16 protein-coding genes and 2 pseudogenes are annotated in these 18255 nt (G+C 62.1%); 9 read left to right on the forward strand and 9 right to left on the reverse strand.

Features of this window, described 5'->3' with window-relative positions; all coding sequences use genetic code 11:
• Position 1: 1 nt before the first annotated feature.
• Positions 2-1933: an AMP-binding protein gene (locus AB4Y36_RS32795; protein WP_368685212.1), complete on the reverse strand. Its 1932-nt coding sequence runs from the start codon at positions 1931-1933 to the stop codon at positions 2-4.
• Between the two features lie 354 nt (positions 1934-2287).
• On the opposite strand from AB4Y36_RS32795, the gene bktB reads away from it, so the two are divergent.
• Together bktB and AB4Y36_RS32805 are read left to right on the forward strand one after the other, a co-directional pair.
• Entirely contained in the window at positions 2288-3469 is a 1182-nt protein-coding gene (bktB, locus tag AB4Y36_RS32800; RefSeq protein WP_368685213.1) for a beta-ketothiolase BktB, read from the forward strand.
• Between the two features lie 42 nt (positions 3470-3511).
• Positions 3512-5156 (forward strand): annotated as a pseudogene (locus AB4Y36_RS32805) (MBL fold metallo-hydrolase).
• Between the two features lie 74 nt (positions 5157-5230).
• Here the strand turns inward: AB4Y36_RS32805 and AB4Y36_RS32810 are convergent.
• Positions 5231-6208 carry an NAD(P)H-dependent flavin oxidoreductase gene (locus AB4Y36_RS32810; RefSeq protein WP_368602263.1) on the reverse strand — a complete coding sequence of 326 codons (978 nt, stop codon included), beginning with the start codon at positions 6206-6208 and terminating at the stop codon, positions 5231-5233.
• A 184-nt stretch (positions 6209-6392) separates the two neighbouring features.
• Here AB4Y36_RS32810 and folE point away from each other — a divergent pair.
• A pseudogene (folE, locus tag AB4Y36_RS32815) lies at positions 6393-7024 on the forward strand (GTP cyclohydrolase I FolE).
• 87 nt (positions 7025-7111) lie between these two features.
• Here the strand turns inward: folE and AB4Y36_RS32820 are convergent.
• The 6 genes from AB4Y36_RS32820 to AB4Y36_RS32845 form a co-directional block, all read right to left on the reverse strand.
• The gene (locus tag AB4Y36_RS32820) at positions 7112-7654 is read right to left on the reverse strand and encodes a nuclear transport factor 2 family protein (RefSeq protein WP_368685214.1); all 543 of its coding nucleotides are present in this window, start codon (positions 7652-7654) and stop codon (positions 7112-7114) included.
• Between the two features lie 11 nt (positions 7655-7665).
• Positions 7666-7980: a hypothetical protein gene (locus AB4Y36_RS32825; RefSeq protein WP_254353341.1), complete on the reverse strand. Its 315-nt coding sequence runs from the start codon at positions 7978-7980 to the stop codon at positions 7666-7668.
• A complete protein-coding gene (locus AB4Y36_RS32830) occupies positions 7977-8174 on the reverse strand; it encodes a hypothetical protein (RefSeq protein WP_083245399.1) in 198 nt (65 codons plus the stop codon). Before AB4Y36_RS32830 ends, AB4Y36_RS32825 begins: the two co-directional genes overlap by 4 nt.
• A gap of 283 nt (positions 8175-8457) precedes the next feature.
• Positions 8458-9243 (reverse strand): glucose 1-dehydrogenase, encoded by a 786-nt coding sequence (locus AB4Y36_RS32835; protein WP_254353343.1) that lies wholly within the window; start codon positions 9241-9243, stop codon positions 8458-8460.
• Between the two features lie 152 nt (positions 9244-9395).
• Positions 9396-10334, reverse strand: coding sequence for a LysR family transcriptional regulator (locus AB4Y36_RS32840; RefSeq protein ID WP_342947340.1), 939 nt, complete (start codon positions 10332-10334; stop codon positions 9396-9398).
• A gap of 98 nt (positions 10335-10432) precedes the next feature.
• Positions 10433-10819: an aldehyde dehydrogenase family protein gene (locus AB4Y36_RS32845; protein ID WP_368685215.1), complete on the reverse strand. Its 387-nt coding sequence runs from the start codon at positions 10817-10819 to the stop codon at positions 10433-10435.
• 227 nt (positions 10820-11046) lie between these two features.
• Between AB4Y36_RS32845 and AB4Y36_RS32850 the strand changes: the two genes are divergently transcribed.
• The gene (locus AB4Y36_RS32850) at positions 11047-12027 is read left to right on the forward strand and encodes a LysR family transcriptional regulator (protein ID WP_368685216.1); all 981 of its coding nucleotides are present in this window, start codon (positions 11047-11049) and stop codon (positions 12025-12027) included.
• Positions 12028-12047: 20 nt separating this feature from the next.
• Here the strand turns inward: AB4Y36_RS32850 and AB4Y36_RS32855 are convergent, their stop codons facing one another.
• Positions 12048-13022 carry a GlxA family transcriptional regulator gene (locus AB4Y36_RS32855; RefSeq protein WP_368685217.1) on the reverse strand — a complete coding sequence of 325 codons (975 nt, stop codon included), beginning with the start codon at positions 13020-13022 and terminating at the stop codon, positions 12048-12050.
• Positions 13023-13203: 181 nt separating this feature from the next.
• On the opposite strand from AB4Y36_RS32855, the gene AB4Y36_RS32860 reads away from it, so the two are divergent.
• From AB4Y36_RS32860 to AB4Y36_RS32880, 5 genes are all read left to right on the forward strand, one after another.
• Positions 13204-13632: a carboxymuconolactone decarboxylase family protein gene (locus AB4Y36_RS32860; RefSeq protein ID WP_069266493.1), complete on the forward strand. Its 429-nt coding sequence runs from the start codon at positions 13204-13206 to the stop codon at positions 13630-13632.
• Between the two features lie 40 nt (positions 13633-13672).
• Entirely contained in the window at positions 13673-14656 is a 984-nt protein-coding gene (locus tag AB4Y36_RS32865) for a phytanoyl-CoA dioxygenase family protein (RefSeq protein WP_368685218.1), read from the forward strand.
• 168 nt (positions 14657-14824) lie between these two features.
• Entirely contained in the window at positions 14825-15799 is a 975-nt protein-coding gene (locus AB4Y36_RS32870) for an NmrA/HSCARG family protein (protein ID WP_368685219.1), read from the forward strand.
• Between the two features lie 76 nt (positions 15800-15875).
• Entirely contained in the window at positions 15876-16688 is an 813-nt protein-coding gene (locus AB4Y36_RS32875) for an alpha/beta fold hydrolase (protein ID WP_368685220.1), read from the forward strand.
• Positions 16685-18253: an AMP-binding protein gene (locus AB4Y36_RS32880; protein ID WP_368685221.1), complete on the forward strand. Its 1569-nt coding sequence runs from the start codon at positions 16685-16687 to the stop codon at positions 18251-18253. The genes AB4Y36_RS32875 and AB4Y36_RS32880 overlap by 4 nt, the downstream gene beginning before the upstream one ends.
• Positions 18254-18255 lie beyond the last annotated feature (2 nt).

Below are 18255 nucleotides of genomic sequence, written 5' to 3' on the forward strand. Positions count from 1 at the left end.
TTTAGCTTCCAGCGTTTTCGATACGTTGAACAGGATCTGCTTCGGCAGCGCCGGCATTGCCGACCAGCGTGCGCGGCGTGGGCGGCATGCGATAAAGCTCCTCTACGACGCCGCGACGCCGCTCGAGCACGTTGCGCTGGCTAATCGCGCTCTTCGCGCTCAATTCACCGCTGTCGAGCGTGGGCTGCTCGCTTTCGAGCACAATGCGCGTGATACGGGCAGAACTGCCGCCGGGTCGCGCAGCGAGTTTGTCGATGCCCTTCTGGAAGAACGCCAGCACACCACGGCTGTTGACGATCTGATCGACGCTCGGCGTGAGTTCGTGAAGGTCGTCGCACAGCGCACGGCACGCTTCGATGTCGGGGAATACGAGCGCAGTCAGGTAATCGCGGTCGTGCCCCGCAATGACAATGTCGCGCGCATACGGGCCGAAAATGTTCAACGCGTGCAGACGCAACTCGGCGACGTTGACCCACGTGCCGGTGGACAGTTTAAAATTTTCCGCAATGCGGCCATCGAAGCGCAGGCCGAGTTCGATACGCTGCGGGTCGATGAACGTTGCGGCGTCACCGGAGCGGAAATAGCCCTCCTCGTCGAACGAGGCGGCGGTGCGCTCGGGATCTTTCCAGTACCCGGGCGTGACACAGTCGCCAAGGAAGCGGATTTCCAGCTTTGCGCCAACCGGCGCCACCTTCACTTTGACGCCGGGCACGGGCAATCCCGCGATCGCCTCGCGCCGCGGATCCCAGGCTGCCGACATCGGCGTGGGGCCCGCTTCCGTGCCACCGATGCCCGACATGATGAGCACGCGCTGGCCTATCGTGCGTACGGCGAGTTCGTCGAGTTCGGCCCAGATGTACTCCGGCAGACTTGCGCCGCCGTAGTAGATCAGCGCGAGCTTGCTGAAGAATTTCTCGCGCAATGCCTTGTCGGCCTGAAGATGCGGAATGAGCGAGGCCAACCCTTGGGGCGTATTGAGGTAGACCACCGGCGCGATTTCACGCAACGCCTGCACAGTCGGGCCAATTTCCTCCGGCGTTGGCTTGCCGGGGTCCAGGTAGTAAGTGCCCCCGCCGTACAGCACCATGCCGAAGTTATGCGTGCCGCCGAAGGTGTGATGCCACGGCAGCCAGTCAACGAGATCCGGCGGCCCGTCCTGAAGAAACGCGAACACCTGCGCGACCTGCTGGCGATTGCTGCACAACATGCGCTGCGGGTAGATCACACCCTTCGGTGCGCCCGTCGTACCCGAGGTGAACATGATCTTGCCCACCGTGTCCGGGCCCACTGCGTTGAACGCCTTTTCGACATCGGCGGTAACCGGCGTCTTCAGCCACTCCGCGACACGCGAACCGGCCCGGCCCTCCGGCAACGGGCCGACGACGACGCACTCCACGTCACCGAATACCTCGCGCAATGCGCGGCCATACTGCGCGCCGTCGTCCGCGAACACGAGCCCAGGTGTGCACACGGCCGCCAGTTGCTTGAGCTTCGAAAAGTCCTGCGATAAAAGCGAGTACGCGGGCGTGACCGGAATATAGGGAATGCCGACGTGCAATGCGGCAAGCGCAAAGAGCGCATGCTCGAAGCTTCGATCCGAAAGAATCATCAACGGACGCGATTGGGACAAACCGCGATCGAGCAGCGCCTGCCCCAGCGCACGCGCACCGTCGAACGCCTGCTTATAGGTGAGGGACTCCCAGGACTTGCCGTCCGGCGTGCGGCGCGCGAGCAGCGCGCGCTCGGGCGTAACACTCGCCCAGTGTTCGAGCCGCTCCGTCAAGCGGACGGGATACGGTTCGAGCGGTTCCTTCAGTGCGTACACCACGCTGCCATCGGGTCTGCGCTCGACGATCGCTTCCATGCTGCCAAGGCGAATCGGGCGAAACGGTACATCCATGAGGGCATCGTGCGAAGCCGTACCTGCATCCATCTGAATCGTCCTGTTGTTATCTGGCAGGCCATGTCCTGAGAGCGTTCGCATCATCTTCCAGCAGACGCAATTCTTGCAGCTCCATAGCAACCAATAATTGAACGTTGATCATCATGTTGAACCAGCATAACGCGAAATCGAACGGACGTCTATCCGGTTGTCACCCGCAAGGAAGGTCAGATGCGCAACTCGCATCTGACGCGAATACGCGTCTAAATGCGCGGCTCGATTGCATCCTTGCGCACTGCACAATAACGTGGACATGAAACAAGAAATGCGCTACTTTATGAATGTCATTCATATTGTTAAACGCGATGCGCAGGTCGTAGCCGAGCGCCGGATCAAGGAGCCATCATGTCGGATGAGGTTGTCGTCACCGCTGCCGTTCGCACGGCGATTGGGGATTTTGGTGGTGCCCTGGCGAGCGTTCCGCCTACGCAACTTGGCGCGACGGTCGTTCGCGCGCTGCTCGACCGCACGAATCTGCCGGGCGACGATGTCGGCCACGTGGTGTTCGGCAATGTGATCCATACGGAGCCTCGCGACATGTACCTCGCGCGCGTGGCGGCGCTCGAGGGCGGCGTGAGTGCGGACGCCCCGGCGCTGACACTCAACAGGCTGTGCGGCTCCGGCCTCCAGGCCATCATTTCCGCCGCCCAGGCCATCGCGCTCGGCGAGACCGAAATCGCCATCGGCGCAGGCGCGGAAAGCATGTCGCGCGCAGCGTACGTTGCCACTAGCGCGCGTTGGGGCTCACGCATGGGCGACATCCGCCTGATCGACATGATGGCCGGCGCGTTGACGGACCCGTTCAGCGCTTGCCATATGGGCGTGACGGCGGAGAACGTCGCGAAGAAGTACGGCGTTTCGCGCGACGACCAGGACCAGCTCGCCGTCGAGTCGCACCGGCGCGCCGCACGAGCCATACATAATGGCCACTTCCGCGAGCAAATCGTGCCTGTAGCACTCCGCACGAAAAAGGGCGACAGCGTGTTCGATACGGATGAGCATGTACGGCCCGGCACGACCGCCGCGGATCTCGCCAAGTTGCGTCCCGCATTCCAGAAGGACGGGACCGTGACGCCCGGCAACGCGTCCGGCCTCAACGACGGCGCTGCGGGAGTCCTGCTGATGGCGCGCCGCGCTGCCGAGCAGCGCGGCCTTCGTCCACTCGCGCGGCTCGTGTCCTGGGCTCACGCAGGCGTCGATCCTCAATACATGGGCATTGGCCCGGTGCCTGCAACACGCAAGGCATTGCAACGCGCGGGCTTGACCGTGGCGGATCTCGACGTGATCGAAGCGAACGAAGCATTCGCCGCGCAGGCTTGCGCCGTCGCGAAGGAGCTGGAATTCGACAGCGCCCGGGTCAATCCAAACGGCTCGGGCATCTCGCTCGGCCATCCGATCGGCGCGACCGGCGCCGTCATTGCGGTGAAAGCGATTCACGAGCTGCACCGTTGCGGCGGCCGCTATGCGCTCGTCACGATGTGCATCGGCGGCGGCCAGGGCATCGCAGCAGTCTTCGAACGCATTTAGCGCTACACGCAAGCGGCTATTCATTGAATCAGAGGGAGTGACGTGGTACGCCCCGAACAGCTGCTCCACGCGCAGCGCCAACCCGTTTCACCGCGCCCGGCGGCAACGATGCTGTTGCTGCGCGACGCTCAATACAAAGGTGCGCCTGCTATTGAAGTCCTGATGACGCGGCGCTCGGCGCAAGCGAGCTTCGCACCGGGCGCCTTTGTCTTCCCTGGTGGCGCCATCGATCCGTCCGATGCACGCATCGCCGCGTGCGCGTCACGACGCGGCACGCAAGACGAAGCGCAGGCAGTTCAGGCTGTGGCCGCCATACGCGAGACATTCGAGGAGCTAGGCGTGTTGCTCGCGCGGCGAAGCGATGGCGCGTTCGTCGACGACAGCGATATGGCGACGCTCGACCGAAGCGCGGCGATCGGGGAACATTGCGCGCAGCGAAGCCTCACGCTAGCCGCCGACTGCATTTATCCGCTTGCGCATTGGATCACCGACCGCGACCTGCCTCGGCGCTTCGACGTGCAGTTTTTCGTGGCGCGCATGCCTGCCGGACAAACCGCTGTCGCGGATGGCGCCGAGCAATTCGAACCGGTGTGGGTCAATCCCTCCGACGCCCTCGCGCGCCACGCTGCGGGCGACTTCGCCATGATCTTCCCAACCGTGCGCACGCTCGAACGCCTTCGTTCGTTCGACTCGGTCGAAGCGTTGCTTGCTGCATGCGCCGGTGAAAAACCGCTGTGGAGCAGTTGTCCGCGCGGTGGCCTGAAAGCCGGCAACGTCGTGCGTTGCATGGAAGGCGACGCGCCGTACGGGGAGCTTCGCCTCGTGCCCTGATGGCCAGGTACTTCACGCGCTCGACTGGCGATCAACCGAGGCCGTCCCGCTGCTGAAAAACGTGATGCGGCTGACCGTCGCGAACGGCGGCATGATGACGGGACCCGGCACGAATAGCTATATCGTCGGCACAGCGGCAACCGGCTTCATCGTGATCGATCCGGGGCCTGACGATCGGGCGCACCTCCAGCGCATTCTCGCCGCAACGGGTGGCGACATACGCATGATCGTCTGCACGCACTCGCACGCGGACCACGCGCCCGGCGCGCGGCCACTGCAAGCCATGTGCGCGAACAAGCCAGCGATCCTCGGCCTGCCGTCCGGGTCCTTTGCGAGGGCGAGCAGCCATTTCGTCCCGGACCGCGAACTGCGCGACGGTGAATGGCTCGCGCTTGCCTGTGACGGCGAGACACATCGATTGCTTGTCGTCCCGACACCGGGGCACGCGAGCAACCACGTGTGCCTCGTCCTCGTCGAGGACGGATTGCTGTTCAGCGGAGACCACATCCTGAATGGAAGCACGACCATCATCGATCCGCCCGACGGCAACATGACTGCGTACCTCGCGTCGCTGGACCGGCTGGACGCGATCTGCGCCGAACATGAGATCGACTTCATTCTGCCTGCACACGGCTACGTGCTCGACCGCGCGCGTGAGCAGATCGCGCGCCTCAAGGCGCACCGCATGGCGCGGGAAGCAAAGATCGCGCAGGCAGTGAAGACACTGCCGAACGGCTCGATCGATGACTGGCTACGCCATGCTTACGACGACGTACCGGCAAAGCTCTGGCCAGCCGCGGCCCGCTCGCTGCTTGCTCATCTCGAACGGTTAGACGAACAAGCCCCGCGTTGCTGAATGCAAACTGCCTGCGCGCGCCCGTTTTCAATCCGGGCACGGGCAGACGATTCGAAAGGCGCCTTAGCGCACGCTCAGTTATCTTCTGCAAATGCGGCCAGCCGGCCGTGAATGAGTGCGCGCGCCTCAGCAACCATCCGGCTCACGAGTTCCGCGCAGGTGGGAATATCCTCGATCAGCCCGATCGCAAGACCGGCAGGGAACGTCCCATCTTCCGTATCCCCCGTTTCGTACATACGCTTTCCGCGCTCGCCACTCACGAGTGGTTTGAGATCCGCGAACGTCGCGCCTTCCTTGTATTCGAGTTCCAGCACCTTCTCCGCAACTGAATTTCTGAAAATGCGCGAGGTGTTCTTCAGCGTGCGGAAAATCAGCGCCGTGTTGCGCTCGTCGTTCTCGACCAGCCTGCGCTTGACGTTCTCATGAATCGGCGCTTCCTGCGTGGCCATGAATCGCGTGCCCATGTTGATGCCGTCCGCACCGAGCGCGAGTGCGGCGACCATGCCGCGCGCGTCGGCAATACCGCCCGATGCCAGCATCGGAATACGCAGCTTCGCGGCGGCCGCGGGCAACAGAATGAGGTTGGGCACGTCGTCTTCGCCTGGGTGGCCGGCACATTCGAAGCCGTCCACGCTCACGGCGTCACACCCCAATGCCTCTGCTTTCAGCGCGTGCCGCACGGAGGTGCATTTGTGGATGACCTTGATTCCCGCAGCCTTGAACGCCGGCATGTGCGGCTCGGGATTACGCCCCGCCGTCTCGACCACCTTCACGCCGTTCTCCACGATCGCTTGCACGTACTCATCGTACGGAACCGGTTTGATCGTCGGCAGAATCGTCAGGTTCACCGCGAACGGCTGGTCCGTCAACGATCGAACGCGGCCAATCTCGTTGCTCAGCGCCTCCGGCGTGGGTTGCGTGAGCGCGGTGATGGTGCCGAGCGCACCGGCGTTCGAGACGGCAGCGGCCAGTTCCGCGCGGCCCACCCACATCATGCCGCCTTGAACGATGGGATATCGAATCCCAAGCAACTCTGTAATGCGCGTTTTCATGTACTGATCCTGTGATGTAAGTGCAACCTGCTTCTGCAGCGCGCGGCACGTCGAGCGAGGTACACGCGTTTGTATTTGCGAACACCGTGCAATTATATACACTTTATTCACGTTGCCGATACGGGTGCGCAGCACACGCGCACGCGCGTCGGATTGCACGAGGCATGAATGATCAGGAGAGTTGATGAACACGCGAGACAAAGAAATTGGCACTGAAGTAGCGTCGGCTCGCCCGACGCGAGATCAGGCGGAAGAAGCCGTGCGAACGCTTATCCGATGGGCGGGCGACGACCCCCAAAGAGAAGGTCTCACTCAAACACCCGCACGCGTCGCGCGCGCGTATCGCGAGTTCTTCTCCGGATACGAATCCGATCCGATGCAGATTCTTGCTACGACGTTCTCCGAAGTGGATGGCTACGACGAGATGGTGGTGCTAAAAGACATCCGCTTCGAAAGCTATTGCACCATATGGTGCCCATTATCGGGCGCGCACACGTTGCTTACCTGCCCGAGCATCGTGTGGTCGGCATCTCCAAGCTTGCTCGCCTCGTCGACGTGTATGCCAAGCGTCTGCAGATTCAGGAGAAGATGACCGTTCAAATCGCCGATGCGTTGAACACGGTGTTACAGCCCAAGGGAGTTGCCGTGATCCTCGAAGCCGCGCATCAGTGCATGAGCACGCGCGGCGTGCATAAACCCGGCGCTTCGCTGGTGACGAGCCGGATGCTGGGTGCGTTTCGCGACGATCCCTCAACGCGCCGTGAGTTTCTGTCGATCGTAGGCCACAGCACGATCATGCCGCTGCCCAATAGCTAAAAAGCCAACGTCGGCTCCACGCCGACGTTGGCTTGCATGAGATGCTGGTTATTCGTGACGAGCTTCGCGCGACGCTTACGCAAGCCCCTAAACCTCGCTGGGCTGACGTGTCGTGAGAGGCCGCTCGTAAGAAACGTCTTCGCGATTTCTCGAACTCACGCCATTGCTCATCAAGATTTCGCGCCAGGCTGCAGGCACTACGGCAGGCGTGAGCTCGTTGATCGCCTCCGAGATACAGACGCGGGCGGCAATCGCCCACACGCCATTGCGCTTTTCGAAACGGTCGATATAGCGCCCCACCGCAAGCGTGTCCGGCTTGACGCGATTCTCGCCGAAGAAAAGCCAGTACGTTTCCCCGTGCGCCTCGTCGCCCTGCAGTTCGACACTGTGATTGAAGACCATGTGGTGGTGCGAGAGCTGATGCTCGGCATGGTACGCAAAGGCCCAATCTACGAATTCCTTTGCATTACCAACGAATGCGCCGTGGTCATCGATCCCATCCGGATGGTACGCTGACAGCGTCAACTCACGGTCCATGCGGTCGACCCCGCGGCAATAGCGGTGCACGCATTCGAGTATGGCCTGTTTGTCCAACAGCGCTTCCACGCGTGCGCTCAGCACTTCGTTCATGGTTTCTACCGTTAGTAAGTCATAGCGACGAAAAAGACCACCGCGCCGATCACCGCGCCAATGAAGCAATACCCTTCACCTGTCGACAAATCGGTTTCCTCTTCCTGCGCGCGACTCGCAATCGCACACCCAACGAGGCCCGCGAATGCCGTTGCACCGAGCACGGCAATCGTCATCACAACGTCGAACAGCGCCGAACGGCCCAACTCTTCCATGCGCAAGTCGCGTTGCAGCAGCCAGATCGCCGCTGCCGAAATCGACAAGAGGATAAGCGGGAGCCATACCCTGCGCGCTTCTCGAGCGCGCTCGCCAGGCATCGTTTTCATCGTGCCGCCCCCTCCATGCGCAGCTTGCCGAAGATACGGTGCGCCATCGCACCCAGCGCACGCGCCGCCCAATTCGATTGTTTTGCGCGATCCGATTCGTCCGACGAGGGAGGATGGCTGCCAGCAGGCTGGCGCCGATGGTGGAAGGTGTAGTCCGCGAGAGGGCCACGTAAATCGCTGTCGAGCAGGTACATCGCATGTCTCCGATCAGGCTTGTGCCACGCGGGCGCATTCGCGGCGCCTCTATGTCGACATCGTAGGTGACGAAGTTCCGTTATGCAACAACTCGTTCAATTAACTGTGTCGGTGTTTTCACCAGCCGCCAGGGCGTAGCGTGCAGCGTATGCGCGAGCGCAAGCTACGCACACGGTCAATTGTGCGCAACGGATCGTATGCAATTTGGGCAAAGCAAAAGGCAGCCCAGGCCGCATCGCCGATGCGGCTTCGCAACGCGAAAAACGGGCCGCCGAGGGGCGATCAGGAAACCTGGAAACCGCCGTCGACAGCCAGGAGCTGGCCGGTGACATAGTCCGATGCCGGCGAGGCAAAGAACAGCACGGCGCGCGCGATATCGGAGGCGACGCCAATGCGGCCCAGGGGCATACGGCCGGGCTGCGTAATCGGGCCGCTTGCCTGATGGACCTTGGTCGATGCAGCTGCGCCCTCGGTCGCCACGCCGCCGGGCAACACTGCGTTCACACGAATTGCGTCTGCTGCAAATTCGAGAGCAGCCACTTTGGTGAGGTTATTGACGCCCGCCTTCGATGCCCCGTAATCGCCGTTGTCGAAGATTACGGGCTGCAGCGAAGCCACCGACGAGATATTGATGATGGAACCGCCGCGCTTGGCCGCTTGCATGCGCTTGATCGCTTCGCGCATGCAGAGGAAGGTGCCGCGCAGGTTCACGCCGAGAACCTTGTCCCACTTCTCGGCCGACGTTTCGACGAATTGCGTCTTCGGATAGATACCCGCATTGTTGACGAGAATGTCGAGACGCCCGAGCTTTGCCTGAACGGTTTCGTACATCGCAAGAATCGAAGATTCATTGCCGATGTCCACCTTGACGGCGATCGCCTTACCTGAAGCGCTTTCGATTTGTTTGACCGTTTCCTGCGCCGCTTCCTCGTTCAGGTCCGCCGCGACCACAGCGGCGCCGGCCGACGCCAGCAACAGCGCCGTCTCGCGGCCGATACCCGAACCTGCCCCTGTCACCACCGCCACTTTCTGATCGAGACTGAAAAGACTCGCCACATTCGTGCTCACTGCTCCTCCTTTGGCTCGCCATGCGAGCGGGTTGTTTTGTGAACGTCATTCGCAAAGATAAACACCCCATCGTGGGGTGTCAAGGTGAACGCAGAAACGAATGGCGCGAGGAGCAGCGAGAATGAATCGGTTCAACGGCGCGGCTGCGCGCGTCACACCGGAGTCGGCGACGCGATCTCGCGCATGATGTCGAGCATCGCGCGGTGCCAGGGCTTGTGGGGTCTATCCGCCCACACCAGTGACACTTCCGTTTCGCCGGAAGCCGGAACATCCTCAATGTCAACGTAAGCAACGCCTTCCACAGGCAAGTATCGCGCCGAGTCCAGCATCAAACCGACACCCAGCTCGTGAGCGACGAGGTTGAGCATCGTATAGGGGTGGCGAGCCTGCTGGGTCACTCGCGGCGACAAGCCCTCCTCGCGCCGTGCTGCTTCGAACGCGGCGAACAGCGGTTGCGACATCTGCTGAGGGAACATGATGAGGGGATATCGAGCGAGATCCGCGATGCGAATCGAACGCTGCGTCGCGACCGGCCATTTAGCGGGAACCGCAGCCACCACGCGCAGGCGCTCGATCACCACGCTTTCCAGACCCGAGACGTCCGCCGCGCTGGTTACGACCACGCCCAGGTCGATGCTGCCGTTCTTCACGCTCGCGACAGTCAGGGCACTACCACGCTCGATCAACCGGACATCGACACCCGGCCATTGCTTGCGCAGCCCCTGAATGGCGAGCGGCATGATGCGTAGGGCGCACATCGGCACGAACGCCACGCTCAAGCTCGCCAGTTCATCGGCTGCCTGACGCACCCGCCGCTCGGCCAATTCCGCCTGCGCGATGAGCGGCTTGGCTTCCGCGAGCAAGGCGGATCCCGCGGGCGTGAGGGTCACACCGCGCGGCGTGCGTTCGAGCAGCTTGATGCCAAGCTGTTCCTCCAGCCGCATGATCGACTGGCTGAGCGGCGGCTGAGCCATGCCAAGGCGTGCAGCCGCACGCCCGAAGTGCTGGGTCTCCGCAACCGCTACAAAGTGCCTGAGATGCCGCAATTCCATGGCTTGATATGACTTCGATATCGAGGGTGCCGCCAGCATATCGCCTTTGTCCTATTGCGGTGCACTGCGGATGAACCCTGGTCACATTGTTGAACGCAGGTGGTATCGGGTGCATACGGACTTGACGTAGACCTGCGTTAAACATACGTTTTTGAATATCGTTCTAAATTATGAATAAAACGGGCCGCCCGGATGATCTGGAAGAGGCATGGGGCAAGAGAACATTTCGAAGCGTGAATACGAACTGCAAGACGGTTCGTTGGTCCGGCATCCTCGAGGCGCCGAAAGCTTCGCGCCCGCGCGCGTGGCCCCATCTCCATCCACACGCGTTGCGCCACCCTGGCAGCCCTCACGGCGCGGTCGATATCGCTCACGCTGCCGAGGGGCACGACGGCTTGAGGCCGCCCTGTTGAAGGGTTGACATGTTCGACGCTGGCTGCGCCGTCAGCTTCGACGAATGCACCGCCGATATAGAGGCGCCCGGGGACGTCGAGCGGGCGCCGGTGCGATTGGGAAAGTGCCATGTGCCGTTCCATTGTGCGTTTGACTGCTACAGGCAGGAGACGCGTGCAGGAACCGGCGCCGGTCACGCGCCGTCGAGGTCAGTCGTGTCGTCTCCTGAGCATTTTCGTGGTCGGCCTGGCGCGCGCAGCGCGGGCCGCCTCTGATAAATTCGATTCTAGCGTCGGCTCATGCTCTACACTGCTTACTAAACGGAACATTTAGAGTGACTTTTTTTCATTAATCGACGATGCCAGAAATCCGGAATCTGCAGCCTTTCGTTCAGGCCGTCCGTTGCGGCAGCTTCATCGCGGCGGCAACCCGCCTACAGGTCACGCCGCCTGCCATCAGCAAGAGTATCGCGGCGCTGGAGCGTGAACTCGGCGTGCGCCTTTTCAACCGGACCACACGCAAGTTGAGCCTCACGAGCGAGGGGCGGCAGTTCTATCAACGGGTGGCGCCGTTGTTGAATCAGCTCGACGAAGCCGTCGCCGATGTGCGGCGCAGTCCCGAGCATCCGGAGGGCATGATCAAGGTATCCGTCACGCCGACGTTCGGGAGGCATTGCCTGACTCCGGTGATCGCGGAATTTCTGCAACGCTATCCGCTCGTCGAAATCGATATCAGCTATGACGAAATTGCGCCAAGCCTCGTCAACGACGGCGTCGACGTCAGTATTCAGCACGCGCGGGGACGCGGAACCAATCATGTCTCCCGTCCGCTGTGCGACTACCCCATCGTACTGGTCGCGAGCCCGGGCTATCTCGAACGCAAGAGCGTTCCTCAAACACCGGAGGAACTGGCGGAACACGAATTCGTCGGCATCCGTATGCCGTTCGGACTCGCCGCGCTTCATCTCGAACGCATGCCAGGAAGTACGCGAAAGCGCGGCGCCCGGAAGGACAGGACAGTCGTCCACCATCCCCGCGGGCGTCTAACCGTGGCAGGCCAGCCGGACACCGGCCTCGTCGCAGCGCTCAGCGGCGCAGGGATCACGCCGTCTTCCGTGCCCGTGGTGCTACCGTATCTGCGTAGCGGGGCACTCAAGATCGTGCTTCCCGAATACCGGGTGCGCGGCGACGAGGCTGATGGCACGGGGCCGCGCATTTACGTGCACTACCCCCACCGCCAGTATCTGCCCGCGAAAGTCAGGGTTTTTGTGGATTACCTGCTCGAACGGTTTCGTTCGACCGATACCGGCAAAGCGGAACTCGACGCCTTTGCCGCCTGAATGCCGGGCAGCTTCATTCTTCATTCGTGGCCGGCACCGCGCCGTCGATACGCGGAAGGACTCATCGCAACGTATTTGTGGAAGATGTTGCGAAACGCGCGCACATCTGAATAGCCCACCATGACGGCGATCTGCTCGATTGAGACCTGAGTGTTGCGCAGCATGCGCTTTGCTGCCTCGATTCGCAATGAGCTTGCATAAGTCCGCGGCGTCATGCCGAGGCTTCGTGTGAAGCGGCGCAGCAACGTAGCGTGACTGACGGCCAGCACGTCCGCCAGTTCGCTGATCTTGAAGTCCTGGGCGAAACGCTGCGCGAGCCAGAACTGCGCGCTGCTTACGAGCGGATCGTCGCTCGACAGGCGGCCTTCCTCGCGCTCGCCATCCGTGCCTGTCGTCGAGGCGAGCCATTGAGCGGTATGCGATGAAATCGCACGATCGACGAGGCGCGCCACGAGTTGCCATTCGCTTGCCGGCACGCTGCAGGTGTGCGCACCTGCGTGCTCCGCGATCGTGGCGCCTGTGTCTACGCGCACCTTGGGATAGCGCGAGCGCAGCACGCCCCTGAGCACGCGCGGGACAGCCGCAGGGCCACCGTCGAGAAGGCCTGCCTGAGCGAGCAGCAATACCCCTGTGCCGCTTGCGGCCAGTACCGCGCCCCGGGAACGTTGCCAACGCAGCCACTCCGTCACCGGCTGTGCGTGGTCGAGCAGCGTAACGAGCGCCTCTTCGCTGGCCACCGCAAAGGCCGGGACGTAGACGATGCTGTACTCGGCGTCGCCCAGCAAGTCGCCGTCACTATCCATCTTCCGGCCGCCGGCGAACTCCAGACCGCCCGCGGTGGCGCTCAACAGTCGCACCTGCGTCTTCATCGTGTGGCGGTATGGCGGCGCGAACTGCGTAAATACATGTCGCGCGATAAGCGCGAACCCATCCACCAGCGCGCCTACGCTCGACAGATAGGTGCCCGGCAGCACGAGCGCGGCAACGTCTTTCACTGGCTCAGTCGGCGTGGCGGGCCTGCGAATTTCGATCCCCTTATATGCAGAATTTGATCCTCTTTCGCGGCGATCTTAGCACGCATCATCGTCACCATTGTCAGCAAAAAGAATGGCGGGAAGAGCGGAGCCGCTACCCGCCACCCATAGCCGCGCCGCTGCGGTAAAACAGGAGACGCAAATGAAGAGCCTGGAAGAGAAACACGCCTATGGTTTAAAGGTATTCGGCGAAATCATGGGTGAGGAAAAGGCAGCCGGCCTGCGGGCCGCAAGCGAGTCCAACGGCTTCGGCGCCGATATTTCACGCCTTGCCGTCAATTACGCATTCGCGGACGTATGGGGCGACGACAAGCTCGAGCGCAAACAGCGCAGCCTCGTGACGCTCGGCATCCTGATTGCCAACCGCCAGACGCTCGAACTGAAAAACCACGTCCGCATTGCAGTACGCAACGGTCTGAGCGCACGCGAACTGGAAGGCGTGCTTATCCAGGCGCTGCCGTATGCAGGCTTCCCGGCTGTCGCCTCTGCCACCACGGCCGTACTCGAGACGCTGCGGGAACTGGGTATCGACACTACCACCCGCACTTCGGAAGAACGCGGATTGCTGTGAGACGTCGGCAAAGCGCCCCTGCGATCAGAGGAGACAATTTGTGAGCACACCAATCGTGGATATCGTGCCGACGATGCGCGAGTTCAACGTTTCGAACGATCTGCTAGGCGATCACGCCGCGCTGCAAAAACGCTGGGACGAAGACGGCTACCTGTTCTTCCGCGACGTACTGGACCACGAGCCGCTCGAACGCATGCGCGCGCTGCTCGTTGACCACCTCGATCGCAACGGTTTCGTAGACCGTAACGATCGGGACGTGCGATGGACCGGCAAGGAGCGCGAAAATTTCAGCTTCTTTCCCGTGAAGGAAATGAACGAGCAGCGCGCCGCGCGAACCGTGATGGAAGATCCCGCAACGCGCGCATTCTTCCAGCGGCTCTTCGACGTACCGCTTTATTGGGTGCCGTTTACCGAATACCGCACTTCGCCGCCCGCCATCGACAAAAGCCGCACACGCTTCGACTTCATTCACGAAGATGCGATCTACAGCGACCGCCTCGACTTCATCATTTGCTGGATTCCACTCAGCGATATCGATGCGCAAGTCGGTGGGCTGGCCGTTGCGGAAGGGCTGCACAAGCTTCCGTGCCTCCATAAGAAGGACGGCGACAAGATCATTCCCATCGATCTCGCGAGCGTGCCCGAGGACGCATGGCGCCGCACGAACTACCGCCTGGGCGACGTGCTGTTGATGAGCCGGCGCACGCCGCATTCCGGGCTCAGCAATCATTCCGACCGCTTCCGCCTATCGCTCGACACGCGGATCCTGCCGCAAGGCGGCAGTTTCCCGTTCGCACCGCGGCTGCCCTATGTGGGCACGCTGACGTCTATCGCGCCTGACCAGATCGTTGTGCGCGACGCGCATGGCGAGCATGTCTTGCGGCTCGACGAAACGAGCTATTTGCGCGGTTTCCAGGGCAACCGCGTGCGCGGCGACGAGATTGCCGACGTTTATCAGCCGGGCTGCGAAGTGATCGTCGCCCACGAAGGCGGCCTCGTTCAAACGCTGCGGCCGCAGCATTGATCGTCCATCACAGCGGAAAGACGACGCTTCGTCTTTCCGCTTCGCGTCCTTCAGCGCCCGGGCATTCACCCAACGTATTTTTCTGAACGTCGTGCTAATATTAGAATAACGGCACAATTCCAGGCCATTCTGGGATGACCTGTCGCCTGGCTAGCGACTTCGCGCGCTATGCGCCCGGCCACGACACGGCTGGCATTTCTCTGTAGTTCGACCACCGGAAAAATCATGGCCGATTCATCCGACGTGATACTCGTCATCGGCGCTACTGGCGCGCAAGGGGGAGCCACGGCTCGTCGCCTCCTTGCGGCTGGACGTACAGTGCGCTTCCTGACGCGAGATCCAGACTCGCCGACTGCCCGGGCACTCATCGAAATGAATGCGCAGGGCCTAAGGGGGGATCTGGACGACCGCGAGTCGCTCGACAAAGCGATGGAGGGCGTCCGCTCCGTCTTTTCCGTTCTCCTCCCCGATTTCGATCGCAGCGACAGGGAGCGTCGCCAGGGTTTCGCGCTCATCAACGCAGCGCGCAACGCGGGCGTCCCGCAATTCGTTCATACCTCCGTGGCGCAGGCAGGCAATCATTTGACGTTTCCAGACTGGCACGAGAAGCGCTGGAATCAAAAATACTGGACGGACAAATGGGACGTCGAAGAAGCCGTTCGCTCAGCGGGTTTCGAATCATGGACGGTCTTGCAACCGGCATTCATGATGGACAATCTCGCTGAGCCGAAAGCGGGCACGATGTTCCCGCACCTGCGCGAGGGCTTGCTGCTCAGCGCGTTGATGCCCGACTCCCGGCTCGACTGGGTCGCCGCTGACGACGTGGGTGCGCTCGCAGCCAGCGCGCTCAACGACGCGCAACGCTGGCATGGCGAGACTGTGCCGCTGGCTTCGGAGAAGCTCACGATGTCTGAAGTGGGATCTCGCCTCGGTCAGGTCCTTGGCACACAGATTCGCGTTTCGCACGTCTCGCCGGACGAAGCGCGAGCAAAGGGCCTCGCACCGGGGTGGGTGAACGCGCAGGAATGGATCAACGCGGTCGGGTATCGCGTCGACATCGATTCGCTCTCCGAACGTGGCATCCAGCTGACCTCGATGACAGACTGGATCGACGCAAATCGACAGCACATCCCGCTTGCGTGACAGGTGTGCGAAACAATCCTTGAGCAATGGAAAAGCCGCAATGAATGTCTGTGCCCCCTCCAGGTTCGATCTCGCCATGAGCCAGCCACGCCGCTCTCACTTCACCGAAGCCGGCGGGGCCGCAGTGCACTATGTCTCCTGGAACGCCGCAGACACAGGCAAACCGCCGCTCGTCTTCGCGCATGGATTTCTAGGGCACACGCACTGGTGGGACTTCATTGCGCCGTTCTTCACCGACCGCTTTCGTGTGTTCGCTCTGGATTTCAGCGGCATGGGTGAGAGCGGCTACAGGCAGGAATACAGCGCAGACATTTTCGTGCGCGACCTCGTAGCCGTCGTGGATGCAATCGGCTCCGGTCCGTGCGTCGCGGTCGGCCACAGCTTCGGCGGATCGCGTCTCCTGCAGGCGTGCGCGACTTTTCCCGATCGTCTCTCGCATGCCATCGTGCTCGATTCGTATTTCATGCTACGCGGTGACAGCTTGCCTGCCGTGGAACGACGCCCGCCTCCACGCCCCTATCCGGACTGGCAAACCGCCGTCAGCCGGTTTCGCCTCATCCCCGAGCAGGATTGCGGGCCGTGGCTTCTCGAACATCTCGCACAGACATCGCTTCGCCAAACCGCCGACGGCTGGGTGTGGCGCTTCGACCCGAAGCTTCGGGATCTCCAGCCGGTCGAAGGCGAGGAAGACCTGCTGACCCGCATCACGGTTCCCGTCAGCTACGTTCACGCCGAGTGCAGCAGCGTGGTCAGCGCGGATCGCGCGCGCCACATCGTAGCGGCAATTCCCGGCGCGAAGGGACCCATCACGATGCCGCGCGCAGGCCATCACATGATGTTAGACCAGCCGCTTGGGCTGGTCAGCCTCTTACGGGCGTTGCTGGCATGAAACCCGACACAACTGCAACCTGGTCGAGCGAGTTGCCCCTCTCGGCGCTGATAGCGCGCGCCGTCGAACGGCACGGCGCTACGCCGCTTCATTTTCATACCCAGGGCGGCGCCTATACGTGCACCACGCAGTCCCTACTGCACGACGCGAGAGAAATCGGCAAGGCGCTGCGAGCGATCGGCCTGCGTCGAGGCGATGTGATCGCGATACAGCTCCCCACGCAACGCGAGACTGCGCTTCTGTATCTGGCTGCACTCGAAATAGGCGCCGTGCTCGTACCGATCGTCCACATCTACGGTCCAGCCGAAGTCGGCTTCATCCTGCGGCAGTCGCGCGCCCGATTTCTTTGCGTACCCGACCTCTGGTGCGGCACGGACTACCTGGAGCGTGTCGCCGCGCTGGGCGACCCACCCGATCTGGAGCGCGTTATCGTCGTTGGCGATCGGGCGCCCGCGAATGGCATCACGTTCGACGCGCTGCAACGACTCGCGGCGACAACGCACGATCGGCATTCTGTGGATACGCCGATGTCGGAAGACATCTGCCTGCTGCTGTACACCTCGGGAACGACGGCTTCTCCCAAGGGCGTACAGCACTCGCATCGAACCGTTGGCGCAGAGTGGCAGATTCCGTTCATCGACGGGCCAGGGCCATACCTCACGCCCTTCCCTGCCGGGCATATCGCAGGCTTCAATTTTCTGTTGCGCCCGTTCGTCACCGGCACGGAGATGGTGTTCATGGATCGATGGGACGCCTCACTCGCCGCGCGACTCATTGAACAGCACCGGGTACGCCTTTCGGGCGGCACGCCGTTCCATCTTCAAGGACTCCTTGATGCCGCTCATCGTGACGGCCGCAGCCTGGCGTCGCTCGTGTCTTACGGTCTGGGCGGCACGGGCGTCACGCCCGAGCACGTCGCCCTCGTCGATCGTGCCGGATTTAAGGGAACACGCGCTTATGGGTTGACCGAACACTCGACGGTGAGTGTTGGCTGGGCCGATTCGCCTTTTGAAATTCGAGCCAACACGGACGGGCGCGTTCAGCCCGGCTCTCAGGTGCGCGTCGTCGACGAGTTGGATCGCGACCTGCCTGCGGGACACGACGGCGAGATTCTCATCAAGGGACCGGAGTTGTTCGTCGGCTACACCGACCCGGCACTCAATGCGGCGGCATTCACTCTCGACGGATGGTTCCGGACTGGCGATATTGGCCATCTCGACGAAAGCGGCTGCCTGACCATTACTGACCGAAAGAAGGACATCGTGATTCGCGGTGGAGAAAACATTTCGTCGCTCGAAGTGGAGCGTGTGCTTGCCGCTCATCCCGCAGTGCGCGATGTCGCCGTCGTGGCCCAACCCGACGCCCGGTACGGCGAAAGAGTCTGTGCCGTAGTCGTCCTGCACGAACACACGGCACTCGACCTGAACGCAGTTCAGACCCACTTTGCCGCCGCGGGTGTGGCGAAGCAAAAGACCCCCGAGCATCTTTGCATCGTTGCAGAACTACCCCGCACGGCATCGGGAAAAGTGCGTAAAGGCGACCTGCGCAAGCGGCTTTCTACGTAACA

It is taken from the genome of Paraburkholderia sp. BR10936, from assembly GCF_040965735.1.
GTDB lineage: Bacteria > Pseudomonadota > Gammaproteobacteria > Burkholderiales > Burkholderiaceae > Paraburkholderia > Paraburkholderia nodosa_A.